Annotated in this window: 10 protein-coding genes and 1 pseudogene; 5 read left to right on the forward strand and 6 right to left on the reverse strand. The window is 63.5% G+C overall.

The window, feature by feature from the left end; translation table 11 throughout:
• Window positions 1-49: 49 nt before the first annotated feature.
• The 3 genes from FGU64_RS01010 to FGU64_RS01020 are packed head-to-tail and all read right to left on the reverse strand — an operon-like array spanning window position 50 to window position 3,586.
• Complete coding sequence (locus tag FGU64_RS01010) at window positions 50-1,918, reverse strand: DUF262 domain-containing protein (protein WP_180375602.1); 1,869 nt, start codon at window positions 1,916-1,918, stop codon at window positions 50-52.
• A complete protein-coding gene (locus FGU64_RS01015; protein ID WP_139950543.1) occupies window positions 1,911-2,657 on the reverse strand; it encodes a hypothetical protein in 747 nt (248 codons plus the stop codon). Before FGU64_RS01015 ends, FGU64_RS01010 begins: the two co-directional genes overlap by 8 nt.
• The gene (locus tag FGU64_RS01020; RefSeq protein ID WP_139950544.1) at window positions 2,540-3,586 is read right to left on the reverse strand and encodes a hypothetical protein; all 1,047 of its coding nucleotides are present in this window, start codon (window positions 3,584-3,586) and stop codon (window positions 2,540-2,542) included. The genes FGU64_RS01015 and FGU64_RS01020 overlap by 118 nt, the downstream gene beginning before the upstream one ends.
• A gap of 29 nt (window positions 3,587-3,615) precedes the next feature.
• Between FGU64_RS01020 and FGU64_RS23460 the strand changes: the two are divergent.
• Both FGU64_RS23460 and FGU64_RS01030 read left to right on the forward strand, forming a co-directional pair.
• A pseudogene (locus tag FGU64_RS23460) lies at window positions 3,616-3,839 on the forward strand (hypothetical protein); the annotation flags it as partial.
• Between the two features lie 194 nt (window positions 3,840-4,033).
• On the forward strand, window positions 4,034-4,297 hold the full coding sequence (locus tag FGU64_RS01030) for a helix-turn-helix transcriptional regulator (RefSeq protein WP_139950545.1): 264 nt from the start codon (window positions 4,034-4,036) through the stop codon (window positions 4,295-4,297).
• 251 nt (window positions 4,298-4,548) lie between these two features.
• On the opposite strand, the gene FGU64_RS01035 is transcribed toward FGU64_RS01030, so the two are convergent.
• The 3 genes from FGU64_RS01035 to gpt all read right to left on the reverse strand — a co-directional run bounded on the left by FGU64_RS01035 (window position 4,549) and on the right by gpt (window position 10,117).
• Window positions 4,549-8,355, reverse strand: coding sequence for a vitamin B12-dependent ribonucleotide reductase (locus FGU64_RS01035; RefSeq protein ID WP_139950546.1), 3,807 nt, complete (start codon window positions 8,353-8,355; stop codon window positions 4,549-4,551).
• Between the two features lie 593 nt (window positions 8,356-8,948).
• Complete coding sequence (locus FGU64_RS01040; RefSeq protein ID WP_139950547.1) at window positions 8,949-9,410, reverse strand: NUDIX hydrolase; 462 nt, start codon at window positions 9,408-9,410, stop codon at window positions 8,949-8,951.
• 209 nt (window positions 9,411-9,619) lie between these two features.
• Window positions 9,620-10,117 carry a xanthine phosphoribosyltransferase gene (gene gpt / locus FGU64_RS01045; protein ID WP_139950548.1) on the reverse strand — a complete coding sequence of 166 codons (498 nt, stop codon included), beginning with the start codon at window positions 10,115-10,117 and terminating at the stop codon, window positions 9,620-9,622.
• 242 nt (window positions 10,118-10,359) lie between these two features.
• On the opposite strand from gpt, the gene serS reads away from it, so the two are divergent.
• From serS to FGU64_RS01060, 3 genes are read left to right on the forward strand one after another with little or no spacing between them, the layout of a single operon-like run.
• Window positions 10,360-11,682, forward strand: coding sequence for a serine--tRNA ligase (gene serS / locus FGU64_RS01050; protein ID WP_139950549.1), 1,323 nt, complete (start codon window positions 10,360-10,362; stop codon window positions 11,680-11,682).
• Complete coding sequence (gene surE, locus FGU64_RS01055; protein ID WP_139950550.1) at window positions 11,682-12,440, forward strand: 5'/3'-nucleotidase SurE; 759 nt, start codon at window positions 11,682-11,684, stop codon at window positions 12,438-12,440. The genes serS and surE overlap by 1 nt, the downstream gene beginning before the upstream one ends.
• Window positions 12,437-13,096 carry a protein-L-isoaspartate(D-aspartate) O-methyltransferase gene (locus tag FGU64_RS01060; protein WP_139950551.1) on the forward strand — a complete coding sequence of 220 codons (660 nt, stop codon included), beginning with the start codon at window positions 12,437-12,439 and terminating at the stop codon, window positions 13,094-13,096. The genes surE and FGU64_RS01060 overlap by 4 nt, the downstream gene beginning before the upstream one ends.
• Window positions 13,097-13,166: the final 70 nt, after the last annotated feature.

Consider the following 13,166-nt stretch of genomic DNA (forward strand, 5'->3'; position numbering starts at 1 on the left):
GGGTCTTGGCCATCGTCATTCCATCACTATAAATATTTTGAGCATGAGTTTATGCGGCATCGGCGGTCTCGATCTCATCCAGGAGAGCGTCGTCGGGAGCTGTCGTTTCCTCGAAAGCGGCCGCGTCAACGCTGGCCTTGCCCATGGCCTTGCCAGCCAATCCGGCGAGCATCGTCATTCGCGCGTCGAAGAAAGCCTCGAAATCATCTGCCCGCAGATGTTCGACGGGGATCAGGTGCGTCTTCAGGATCGCGTCGAGTTCAGGAGCCGAAATCTTGTGATCCTGCTCGATCCGTTTCAGATATACCGAGGGTGCATCCCCGCGGACGATGTAGCGGTTGGTTGCTGCCGAGAGCGGTGTTTTGTTGACGATGGAATCGTACTGCTCGAGCGCCTTGCTGTTATTGCGGCACCATGACTGCGGGAAGATGTGGTGTACGTCGACTGCCTCGCTCCAGAGCGTCATAAGGTCGAATGCCTTGCCCGATACGAAGTCGCGGCATCCCTCCCGCATCAACAATGCGTGGAAGCCCTTGTAGGCCGCCGATTGGCGGCGACGCAGGCGCGTCAACTTGTTCGACACGAAGGTAACGTCTTCGAATATGGTTGGGGCCGCCTGGTTCTTCTCTAGCCAAGCAATCAGTTGAGGAACATCGCGAGCAATCTTTGTTTCAGTGCCGCCGCCGTAGTGTTCGCCCAGAACGCCCGCCCAGAACCACTTCGAAAGATTGGCGCGTACGGTCGCATTGTTGATGGACGTGGCGGGAAGGCTGGCGAAGAGTGCCGCCAAAGCAACCAGCTGCGGCGGATACGGCAGATCGCGCTGGTAGACGATGTTCTGCTCCGCAAGGAATTTGCCACCCTCGATAAATCCAACTTCGACCCTGTCCGCATAGCCCTGATAGGCGGAGAGCGGTAGGGCAAGAAGGGCGTCGCGCTTGCAGGTAATCTGCGGCAGTTGCGTTCCGGGAATGGGGTTTTCTTCGCGCTGCCGACGAACTTCCATCGTGTGCAACAGCGTGCAGGCCTGCAGGAAGTCTGTGCTAGCAAGCTTTGCGAAGACCCCGTCCGGCTTGGTGTTGGCACGGATGCGTCCCAGGCGTCCGTGCTGGGATTTCGTTCCCCACCAGTCTTCGCGCAAGTCGAAGCCCTCGCCGGTGCCCGCAAAAATGGCGGTAACCAGTTCGAAGGCATCCAGTTTGACCCCGCCGACATTGACCTTTTCGAAGATGGTGCAGACGGCTTCCCGTCCGTTGTCCTTGGTCAATTTGATGATGGGCATCTCATAGCGCTGGATACGGTCGAGTATTTGCCGATCGAACGCCTTGTCCATCTCATAGATGTCAACGCCCTTTGCCTTCCAGTGATCGCGCCAGCCGTAGACCCAGTCCTTCTCGTCGAAGCATCGGTTCAGCGGGAACAAGTGCTGCTCGAATTCTAACGAGGAAGTAGAAACATCGATGTCGACTTCCCGCGCAAACACCTTCATGCGGATGCGAGTAGCGGGAACCGTTTCGATTGCATCCTCGAAATCGCCGTTAGCCAGGGCCTTCCTGAGATTGAGGTAGAAGTACCGTTCAACGACGTCGGATTGAGCATTCTTAACTTTCGCAGGTCGATCCGAATATGCCGACTGATAGAGCGAAGTCATGCGTTGCTGGCCATCCAGCAACAGTGCTTCGGGGTTTGCATTTTCAACAGTCGTGCCTTCGACCGGCCGAAATTTGAAATTCACCTGTCCTCCACGCTCGAGCGTCAACAGAGCGCCGACCGGATAACCTTTGGCGATGCTTGCCAGCAGGCTGACGACGGCATCTTCATTCCAGACGTATCCTCGCTGGAAATCGGGCAGCTGGAGTTTGCCGTCACGCACCTGTTCAAGAAGCGTCTTGAGCGTCTGCTTGGTACTGTCAAACATGGAGACTTTCCCCCGTTGGGACCGCCAGCTCCTCCACCAGCTTCTCCCATTCCTCCCCGATCGCGAACGCATCGCGAAATTCCGCGAAACGCCAACGGCCGAAATTCTTCAAATTGTTGACACCCGGGACCCAGAGCGTCTCCATTGTCTGCGCCTTAAGTTGGGCGTCGAGGCCGCGGAATCCTTTTACCTCCACCACGAGGTTGAGCGGGTCGTCGACGCCGCGACCGTCATCGACCTGGACGATGAAGTCGGGCAAATAGCGGCGGGACACCGAGCCGGCGAGATAAGGCACCTCGAAACCGAGTGCCTGATTCTTCACATAGGCGATTGTCGCGGGATGGCTTTCGACGACGCGGGCAAGTTCGGCTTCCCAGTCGGAATCAAGCACCACGGCGTTGATGTGGCATTTGTCCGGCGCGGTCCATTGCACGGGCTTGGTGGTGTTGAAGGCGACGTGATTGGTCGAGCCGCGCGGATTGTAGGGATCGAGCATTGCCTTGACGATGGGTTCGCCGCCGGCGTTCGCCTCGCGCACGATGCCGGCATAGATCAGGTTCGCCGCCTTGTCCGCGATCTCGGCATAGGTGAGCATGCCGATCTTCGTGCCGCCTGTCGTCTTCAGATGATCCCTGATCCAGCGCCGGGTGATCGGCTGGATGAGATTGAACAGATAGTAGGGCGGGTCCTCGTTGCCGTCGCGGAAATAGCGTTCGACCAGCCGTTTTGTGAGGTGCATGGCAACCTCCGCCGAGCGCATCTCGTCCAGCGCGTCCGGAGAGATGTCGTGGCCTTCTCCGACGAGTCCTTCCAGCCGGGTTTCGCAGGGGCCGACCGTTCCGGGGTGAGCGTCAGGGTCGAGTCTGCATGGAAGGTCGCCTGGATGCGGTCCGGCGGCAATTCTGTGCGGTATCCAGCGACGCGAGGGAAGCTGATGGCAAGCCTCTCGCGCTCGCGCAATGCGGCAACACGGGTAACCGGTTTCGGCGGCTTCTTGGTGACCTTCTGCGGCTCGGTCGCGAAGTCGAACGGAATGCCGAGAATGTCGGCATACTCGGTCTCGAACAGTCCGGTTTCGGGATTCAGTTGGTAGGACTGGCGGCGCAGGCCGCGCCCGATCACCTGTTCGCACAGGAGTTGGGTGCCGAAGGCGCGAACACCAAGGATGTGGGTGACGGTGTTGGCGTCCCAGCCTTCGGTCAGCATGGAAACCGAGACGACGCAGCGGATCTGCTCGCCGAGACGGCCCTTCTGGCCAACCGTGTTCATCACTTCGCGCAGGAGTTCGCTGTCGGAGATGGCGCCTGCCGCCGCACCCTCGCGCTCCTGTTTCTCACGCCGGAACTGTTCGATTTCTCCCTTCGCCATTTCACGGAAATTGGCGTCCAGGGCCTCGCCGGACTCGATCTGCTCGGAATCGATCAGCAACGTGTTCATGCGGGGCAGGGGGTTGCCGTACTGGTCGAAATTGCTGAACAGCCCGAGATGGCCGCGATGGATCATCTGCATCTCGCCTTCGCGCTCGCGTTGCCAGCCGGACACCCACTCGTAGACGAGCTTGGAACTGGCGGTGTTGTTGCACACCACGATGAAGACCGGCGGCACGCCGATGGCGGCGCGTTCCCATTCCTCGAATTCCTTCTCGTAATGGCTGTAGAGCGAGATCAACGCGGTCTGGAGCTGCGCCGGGATCGACAGTGGATCAAGGTCGCCGGACTTGCCTGCGCCCTTCTTCTTCACCCAGACGCTCGACCGCCCGGACCTGGCGCGTCGGCTTGTCAGGCTGGCGCATCCGCGAAAGCTACCCGTGGTGTTGAGCCGCGACGAGGTTGCCCGGCTGCTCAACGCCACAACCTGCCTCAAACACCAGGCCGCGCTCTCGGTCGCCTATGGTGCGGGTCTTCGTGTTTCCGAGGTGTCGACGCTGTCCGCCCAAGGATCCGCTGCATTCGGATCCTTGCGATTCGCTGGAATCAGCGGGACAGACATACGGCGTCGTGCAGTCGGCGTCCATGGCGTCGATTGTGGCGTCCACGACGCCACACAAAGATTCCCCTATGGATTGCCGCCGGCACCATCTGGAGTGCCGAAGGGGCGGGCGCTAGGAATGGGGCCATGGATGTCCCCAACGAACTCCTCCGGGCCGCACGTGTCGCCCTCAACATCGGCCAGCGAGAACTCGCCAAGCTCTCGGGCGTAGGGCAACGCACAATCCTGCGCATCGAGCGCAACGACGAAACGGTCACGCTGGAATCACGCCGCCGCCTGCAGGATGCCTTCGAAAAGGCTGGCGTAACGTTCGTTCCCGATGACGGGGCGTCGGGTCCGGGCCTGCGAATACGCAGGGATCTCATTCAGCAGGGCAATTTGAGGTTCTGACTCCAAGGCGGCGCTGAAACTTCCTACTGGGGGCGACAGTGAATTCAGCGTCCCCGTCGTAGACCTCGGACTTTCAAAGCCCGTCCTGCGGACGGGTCCGGGAGCGTGGCATCAACGTAATCACTCACCTGTAGAGCGTACACCACGCAGTCACAGTCGGGGGCGGCTACGGCGCTATTGAGGGCGCGCCGCCCCCGACTGCTCAGGCTGTTAAGCGCCTCAAGAAGTATGCCAACCATGCGGTCGGCATATCATGAGCAGCCCGATGTACTTCCGCAAGTGTCACACTTCTCGCACGTCCCGTTCCGCACCATCGTGAAGTTGTGGCACTCGGAGCATTCGTTGCCGGTGTAGCCCTGCATCAGCGACTGTTGCCGGCGGGTGGCGGCGAGCGTTTTGGCGGCGGCGGCGTCGGCTTCGGCCTTGTCGGTGAACAGCGCCGTGGTGGCGGACGGTTCGTTGCTCTCGAACAGGTCCGGCGGGCTGTCTTCCTCGATCTCCTCGGCCAGTTCCTTCGCCCGCTCCTCGTAGTCGCGCTTGAAGGCGAGCGCGTCCTCCGCCGCCGGCTTCAGCGCCAGCACGTTGGAGCCGGAAAACGCCGCCGTGGGCGCCGCGCGGGCAGGGGTGGCGGTCCCGGAGGGGGCCGAACCCCCGCCGAAGCCTTTCGGCTCTCCGGTCGCGCCCGACACCAGCTTCACCGGCGAGGCGCCGCGATAGAGGCCGCGTGAGAACGGCGTCGCCTTGCCTTCCGAAATGCCACGGCCAAGTGCCGTCTTGTCGAGATCCGACTGGTCGACATGGGCGAGGTCGTTGCGGCTGAGGTAGGAGACGGCAAGCTCGCGGAACACGTAGTCGAGGATCGACGTGGCGTTCTTGATCGCGTCGTTGCCGATGACCATGCCGGCCGGCTCGAACTTGGTGAAGGTGAAGGCCTCGACATATTCCTCCAGCGGCACGCCGTATTGCAGGCCGAGCGAGATGGCGATGGCGAAGTTGTTCATCATGGCGCGGAAGGCAGCACCTTCCTTGTGCATGTCGATGAAGATCTCGCCGAGCCGCCCGTCGTCGAACTCGCCGGTGCGCAGATACACCTTATGCCCGCCGATGACGGCCTTCTGGGTGTAGCCCTTGCGGCGGTTCGGCAGCTTCTCGCGGTCGCGGTAGAGCCGCTCGACGATGCGCTCGACGATCTTCTCCGTCACCTGCACCGCCTTGGCGGCGGCCGGTGCCGCGACCAGCGTCTCCAGCGCCTCGTCCTCGTCGTCCTCGTCGTCGGCGATCAGCGAGGCGTTGAGCGGCTGCGACAGCTTGGAGCCGTCGCGGTAGAGAGCGTTGGCCTTCAGCGCCAGCTTCCAGGACAGCATGTAGGCGTTCTTGGCGTCCTCGACGGTCGCCTCGTTCGGCATGTTGATGGTCTTGGAAATGGCGCCCGAGATGAAGGGCTGGGCGGCCGCCATCATGCGGATGTGGCTCTCGACCGAAAGGTAGCGCTTGCCGATCTTGCCGCAGGGGTTGGCGCAGTCGAACACAGGATAGTGCTCGGCCTTCAGGAAGGGCGCGCCTTCCAGCGTCATGGCGCCGCAGACATGGATGTTGGCGGCCTCGATCTCCTTGCGGGTGAAGCCGAGCGCCGGCAGCATCTCGAAGGAGAAGTCGTTGAGCTGCTCGTCGGTGAAACCGAGCGTCGTCTTCACCCAGTCGGCGCCGAGCGTCCACTGGTTGAACACGAACTTGATGTCGAAGGCCGACTTCAGCGCCGCGTTGAGCGCCGCGATCTTCTCGTCGGTGAAGCCTTTTGCCTTGAGCGTCGAGGGGTTGATGGCGGGCGCCTGGTTCAGGTTGCCGTGGCCGACGGCATAGGCGTCGATCTCGGCGATCTGGCTTTCCGAATAGCCCAGCGTGCGCAGCGCCTCCGGCACCGCGGCGTTGATGATCTTGAAGTAGCCGCCGCCGGCCAGCTTCTTGAACTTCACCAGCGCGAAGTCGGGCTCGATGCCGGTGGTGTCGCAGTCCATGACCAGGCCGATCGTGCCGGTCGGCGCGATCACGGTCGCTTGCGCGTTGCGGTAGCCGTGTTCCTCGCCGAGCTCGATGGCGCGGTCCCAGGCGGCCTTGGCATGCTCGCCGAGTTCGGCCTGCTTCAGGTCGGCATGGACGAGCGGCACCGGGTCGACCGACAGCTTCTCGTAGCCGGCCTTGTCGCCATAGGCGGCGCGGCGGTGGTTGCGCATGACGCGCAGCATGTTGTCGGCGTTGCGGTCATAGTCCGGGAAGGCGCCGAGTTCGGAGGCCATCTCGGCCGAGGTGGCATAGGCCGTGCCGGTCATGATGGCGGTGAGTGCGGCGCAGATGGCGCGGCCCTCGTCCGAATCGTAGGGGATGCCGGAGGTCATCAGCAGGCCGCCGATGTTGGCGTAGCCGAGGCCGAGCGTGCGGTAGTCGTAGGAGAGTTTTGCAATTTCCTTCGACGGGAACTGCGCCATCATCACCGAGACTTCCAGCACGATGGTCCACAGGCGAACGCTGTGCTCGTAGGCGGCGATGTCGAACGTGCCGTCTGCCTTGCGGTAGGGCAGAAGGTTGATCGAGGCGAGGTTGCAGGCCGTGTCGTCAAGGAACATGTATTCCGAGCACGGGTTGGAGGCGCGGATGGCGCCGGCCGCCGCACAGGTGTGCCAGTCGTTCATCGTCGTGTTGAAGTGCAGGCCCGGATCGGCCGAGGCCCAGGCGGCGTAGCCGATCTTCTCCCACAGCTCGCGCGCCGGGATTTCCTTGTGCACCTTGCCGTCGATGCGGCGGATCAGCTTCCACGCCTCGTCCTTCTCGACGGCGCGCAGGAAGTCGTCCTTCAGCGAGACGGAGTTGTTCGAGTTCTGGCCGGAAACCGTGAGGTAGGCTTCCGAATCCCAGTCGGTGTCGTAGGTCGAGAACTGGATGGTGGTGTAGCCCTGGCGCGCGAACTGGATGACGCGCTGGACGTAGTTCTCCGGCACGGCGTCCTTCTTGGCCGCCTTGATGGCGCGCTTGAGCGCGGTGTTGATGGCCGGGTCAAAGCAGTCGTCGTCGCTGCCTTCGCAGTTGACGCAGGCCTTCATGATGGCGTCGAGGTGCTTCTTGACGATCTTGGAGCCGGTGACGAGGGCGGCGACCTTCTGCTCCTCCTTGACCTTCCAGTCGATGAAGGCCTCGATGTCCGGGTGGTCGGCGTCGACGATGACCATCTTGGCGGCGCGGCGCGTCGTGCCGCCCGACTTGATGGCGCCGGCGGCGCGGTCGCCGATCTTCAGGAAGCTCATCAGGCCGGAAGACTTGCCGCCGCCCGAAAGCCGCTCGCCTTCGCCGCGCAGGTGCGAGAAGTTGGAGCCGGTGCCGGAGCCATACTTGAACAGGCGCGCCTCGCGCACCCACAGGTCCATGATGCCGCCCTCGTTGACGAGGTCGTCGCCGACGGACTGGATGAAGCAGGCATGCGGCTGCGGATGCTCGTAGGCCGACTTCGACTTGGTCAGCTTGCCGGTGAAGGGATCGACGTAGAAATGGCCCTGGCCGGGGCCGTCGATGCCATAGGCCCAGTGGAGGCCAGTGTTGAACCACTGCGGCGAGTTCGGCGCCACGCGCTGGGTGGCGAGCATGTAGGCAAGCTCGTCGCGGAAGGCCAGCGCGTCGTCCTCGCTCTTGAAGTAGCCGCCCTTCCAGCCCCAGTAGGTCCAGGTGCCGGACAGCCGGTCGAAGACCTGCCGCGCGTCGCGCTCGGAACCGTAGCGCTCGGCCTCGGGCAGCTTGGCAAGCTCAGCCTCGTCGGCCACCGAGCGCCACAGGAAGGAGGGGACGTCGTTCTCCTCGATCTTCTTCAGGCGCGCGGGCACGCCGGCCTTGCGGAAATACTTCTGCGCCAGGATGTCGGCGGCGACCTGGGAAAACTGCGCCGGCACGTCGATGTCGTCGAGGCGGAACACCACCGAACCGTCGGGATTCTTGATCTCCGACAGGGCCTTGCGGAATTCGATCTCCGCATAGGGAGATTGGCCCGCCTTGGTGAAGTGCCGCTCGATGCGCATCGTCGTCGTGTCCCTTTGTCTATATATAGCGCTTTTTGCGGCGGATTTCCCGTCTTCCGTACCGCAAGGCGCAGGTCCGCCGTTCGCCGGATGCGCCAAGGCCCATCCGACCCTCCATTCGTGCCGGTTCCGGTGCCCTGGCCGTTCGGCGTTTCATCGCCTTTGCGGGGTAGGGCAAGGACCCGGCGGGTCCCTCAAAACTGAAAACTGTGCCCGACGTCATGTCGAAGCCGACTTACTTTATATGGTGTCGAACCTACCCGCAAACACTAAATATAGTGTTAACAGACAATTTATTCCAGTCCGACAATCCTCCTTTTCGCTGTCGCCAAGGCACCAAATCCCCACGCTCTCGCCGGCCTCGTGAACGGGCGAAAATGCGGGAAAACGCACTGAAATCTGGAAAAAAGACCGGGCTCTGAACTTTCCGGTCGCGTCCTCAACAAGGGCGCGTGACCTATAAAAGGCGACTCGCCCCGGCTCGTCAAGGAGTCGTTTTTATCGAATTTGTGACCCCAACATATTGTGTGTCACGCATGTGGATAACGGGGATGGAATCTGCCCGCCGCGTCCGCCGGCGGATGGGCCTGGCTCTATGCCGCGAACGCTGCCGGATCGGCCGAGAATCGGGCGATGATCCGGCCGAGGTCCGGTTCCTTGACCATGCCGGCCGCTTCCGGCGCGCCGACCCAGCGCCGCTCGCGCTCGTGGCGTTCCTTCCACTTGCCGGCCATCGCGTCGACCTTGAGCGGAAACACCAGCACCTCGCACGGCACTTCTTCGCCCGAGGCCAGTCCCTTGGCGTAGAAATAACGCCCGGCCTCGATGTGGGAAATGGTGCCGGTCAGCCCGGCTTCCTCAACGGCCTCGCGGGCGGCGGCTTCGCTGAGCGGCTCGCGCGCTTCCGGCCAGCCTTTCGGCAGCACCCAGCGCCCGGTATCGCGGCTGGTGATCAGCAGGATCTCGACGCCTTTTCCATTCATGCGCCAAGGCAGGGCGGCGACTTGGAGCCGGCATGGGACCGAGCCGAACAGTTTGCGCACCCGCTCGGCCATCTGGCTTTGCTCTGCTGGCTGACTGTATGTCCGAGGTTCCCGCATGCGAGCTGCCCAGCCCGGAAAATGATTTGCCGTCTTACGAATCGTAGCCGCAATTATATGCAGAGAAAGTAAAAAATTGCACGAATCGCAGGCTTTTCGCAGCATAGGCGACAAGCGTCGCGCTTTTGCGACAGTTCCGTGACGTGTCGGGGGGTAGTGAGGATTTAGCCGGCGTGGTCGTCGGCGATCGGCTTCTGGTAGGTGAAGCCCATGTCCCACGGGAAGTAGATCCAGGTGTCCTGGCTGACCTCGGTGACGAAGGTGTCGACCAGCGGCCGGCCTTTCGGCTTGGCGTAGACGGTGGCGAAATGCGCCTTCGGCAGCATGGCGCGCACCACGCCGGCGGTCTTGCCGGTGTCGGTCAGGTCGTCGATGATGAGCACGCCTGCGCCCTCGTCGGCCAGAAGGGCAGGGGTGATCTCCTTCAGCACCTGCATCTGCCCCTGGCTGGTGTAGTAGTGATAGGAGGCGACCGAGACGGTCTCGATGACGCGGATGCCGAGTTCGCGTGAGATAATGGCAGCCGGCACCAGCCCGCCGCGGGTAATGCACACGATCGCCTTCCACTGGCCGTTCTGGCCCGCCAGCCGCCACGCCAGCGCGCGCGCGTCGCGGTGAAACTGGTCCCAGGAAACGGGAAAGGCCTTTTCGGGAAGGGACATCGCTCGGCACTCCCGCGCGGACGCCGCGCGATCAGGTTGGGAATGCGGGCGGAATTAGCCGGAAAGGCAAGCGTTTGGCAAGGTGGGCGCTCGACGAAGCGCCGGCTTCGGGCGCAGTTTTCCACTGCCGCGACGCCGGCTTGCGCTTCGCCTCCCGCGCTTGCCCCACGGAATGCTCTGGCTCTTGCATCGCCAGCCGTTGCGGTTTACCCCGCAGGGCGCCAATTCAGGACGGTTTTCTCATGCTCGACATCAAATGGATTCGCGACAATCCGCAGGCTCTGGCCGACGCGCTGGCCAAGCGCCCGTCCTATGCGGCGTCGGCGCAGTCCACCGTCGACGACGTGCTCGCCAAGGACGAGGCGCGCCGCGCGCATCTGGGCGAACTCCAGGCCAAGCAGGAGCGCCGCAACGCCGCCTCGAAGGAGATCGGCAATGCCATGCGCGACAAGAACATGGAACTGGCCGAGACGCTGAAAGGCGAGGTCAACGAGATCAAGGCCTTCATCCAGAACGGCGAGGCGCGCGAGCGCGAGCTGGACAAGGCGCTGAACGACGCGCTCTCCGTTCTGCCCAACGTGCCGCTGGACGACGTGCCGCTCGGCGCCGACGAGCATGACAATGTCGAGGTGCGCCGCTTCGGCGAGGCGCTGATCGCCGAACGCCAGCCGCGCATGGGCAACAAGCCGAAGGAGCATTTCGAGATCGGCGAGCGGCTGGGCATGATGGATTTCGAGCGCGCCGCGAAGCTTTCCGGCTCGCGCTTCACCGTGCTGTCCGGCAAGCTGGCGCGGCTGGAACGCGCGCTCGGCCAGTTCATGCTGGACACGCACACCACCGAGCACGGCTATACGGAAGTGCAGCCGCCGCTGATGGTACGCGAGGAGGCGCTCTACGGTACCGGGCAGTTGCCGAAGTTCGAGGAAGACCTGTTCTTTACCCCGCACGGCGAAAGTCGGCTCGGCCTCATCCCCACCGCCGAGGTGCCGCTGACCAACCTCGTCCGCGAGGAGATCACCGCGCACGACAAGCTTCCGCTGCGTTATACGGCGCTCACGCCGTGCTTCCGCTCCGAGGCCGGCTCGGCCGGGCGCGACACGCGCGGCATGCTGCGCCAGCACCAGTTCTATAAGGTCGAACTCGTCTCGATCACCGACCAGGAAAGCTCGCTCGCCGAGCACGAGCGCATGACCGAATGCGCCGAGGCGGTGCTGAAGAAGCTGGAACTGCCGTTCCGCACGGTGGCGCTGTGCACCGGCGACATGGGCTTCGGTGCGCAGAAGACCTACGACATCGAGGTCTGGCTGCCCGGCCAAAACAGCTATCGCGAGATTTCGTCCTGCTCGGTCTGCGGCGATTTCCAGGCGCGCCGCATGAACGCCCGCTACAAGGACAGGGACGGCAAGGGCAACCTCTTCGTCCACACGCTGAACGGCTCCGGCACAGCCGTCGGCCGCGCGCTGATCGCCGTCATGGAAAATTACCAGAACGAGGACGGCAGCGTAACCATTCCTGAAGCGCTGCGTCCTTACATGGGCGGGCTGGAAAAGATCGAAAAGAACTGATGCGCATTCTGCTTACCAACGACGACGGCATCCACGCCGACGGACTTGCCTCACTGGAGCGCGTCGCGCGCCAGCTTTCCGACGATGTGTGGGTGGTGGCGCCGGAAATGGACCAGTCGGGCTATGCCCACTCGCTGTCGCTGTCGGAGCCGCTCAGGCTGCGCCGGGTCGGCGAACGCCATTACGCCGTGCGCGGCACGCCGACCGATTGCGTCATCATGGGCGCGAAGAAAGTCCTGCCCGGCATGCCGGACCTGATCCTGTCGGGCATCAATTCGGGCGCCAACCTCGCCGACGACGTGACCTATTCGGGCACTGTGGCGGGCGCCATGGAAGGCGCGCTGCTCGGCATCCGCTCCATCGCCGTCAGCCAGGCCTACACTTATGTCGGCGAGGACCGCCACGTGCCTTACGAGACGGCCGAGGCGCTGGCGCCGGCTCTGCTCGACAGGCTGGTTTCGACGCCGCTGCCGGACGGCGTGCTGCTCAACGTCAATTTCCCCAACGTCGCGCCGGAAAAGGTCGCCGGCACCGTCGTCACCTCGCAGGGGCGGCTGGTCCACAGCCTGTGGCTGGACGAGCGCCGCGACGGCCGCGGCATTCCCTATTACTGGATGCGCTTCGGCCGCGAGCCGGCCGAGAGCAAGGCCGGCTCCGACCTGGAGGCGCTGCGCAACGGCTTCGTCTCGGTGACGCCGCTGCATCTCGACCTTACCGCCTATGAAGTGAAGGACCGCTTGGCCAAGGCGCTCTCATGAACCAGGGAACCACGATCGAGGATCGGGAGGGATTTGCCGCGTTGCTTTTGCGGCTGCGCGGCAAGGGCAGCGTGCCCAAGGCGCTGATCGCCGCCTTCGAGGCGACGCCGCGGCGCGGCTTCCTCGACGGGCTCTACCATTCGATCGCCTGGAGCGACCGCATGCTGCCGATCGAGTGCGGCGAGGCGATGGAGGGCGCCGACCTGCAGGCGGCGGTGATCGCCGCGCTGGCGCTGGAGCCGGGCAACCGCGTGCTGGAGATCGGCACCGGCTCGGGTTTCACCGCCGCCGTGATGGCGAGGCTGGCCGGACGCGTGGTGACCATCGACCGCTACAAGACGCTGGTCGAACAGGCGAGGCAGCGCTTCGAGGCGCTGGGCATCGCCAATGTCGTCGCCCGCCAGGCCGACGGCACCAACGGCTTGCCGAACGAAGGGCCGTTCGACCGCATCGTCGCCTGGGCGGCGTTCGACAGCCTGCCGCGCTTCCTGCTCGACCAGCTTTCCAGCGGCGGCACGGTGATCGCGCCGATCGGCCCGGAGGAGGGCGAGCAGGTGGTGGCCAAGCTGACCAAGGTCGGCTCGCGCTTCGAGCGCGAGGACATCGGCATCGTGCGGCTGCAGCCGATCCTGCCCGGCGTCGCCGCCGTGATCTGACTAACAAGTCGCCGCCGTGATCTGACCGAACAGCCGCCGCCGTGATCCGGACAAAACTTTTAAGAAAATT

Source organism: Mesorhizobium sp. 8 (genome assembly GCF_006351905.1).
In the GTDB taxonomy this organism is placed as follows: Bacteria; Pseudomonadota; Alphaproteobacteria; order Rhizobiales; family Rhizobiaceae; genus Mesorhizobium; species Mesorhizobium composti.

Coding starts and splice junctions, on each gene's coding strand:
- FGU64_RS01060 (WP_139950551.1), top strand. CDS start 12,437: ATGAACCAGGGAACCACGATCGAGGATCGGGAGGGATTTGCCGCGTTG.
- surE (WP_139950550.1), top strand. CDS start 11,682: ATGCGCATTCTGCTTACCAACGACGACGGCATCCACGCCGACGGACTT.
- FGU64_RS01015 (WP_139950543.1), bottom strand. CDS start 2,657: ATGCACCTCACAAAACGGCTGGTCGAACGCTATTTCCGCGACGGCAAC.
- FGU64_RS01010 (WP_180375602.1), bottom strand. CDS start 1,918: ATGTTTGACAGTACCAAGCAGACGCTCAAGACGCTTCTTGAACAGGTG.
- FGU64_RS01030 (WP_139950545.1), top strand. CDS start 4,034: ATGGATGTCCCCAACGAACTCCTCCGGGCCGCACGTGTCGCCCTCAAC.
- gpt (WP_139950548.1), bottom strand. CDS start 10,117: ATGTCCCTTCCCGAAAAGGCCTTTCCCGTTTCCTGGGACCAGTTTCAC.
- FGU64_RS01035 (WP_139950546.1), bottom strand. CDS start 8,355: ATGCGCATCGAGCGGCACTTCACCAAGGCGGGCCAATCTCCCTATGCG.
- FGU64_RS01040 (WP_139950547.1), bottom strand. CDS start 9,410: ATGGCCGAGCGGGTGCGCAAACTGTTCGGCTCGGTCCCATGCCGGCTC.
- serS (WP_139950549.1), top strand. CDS start 10,360: ATGCTCGACATCAAATGGATTCGCGACAATCCGCAGGCTCTGGCCGAC.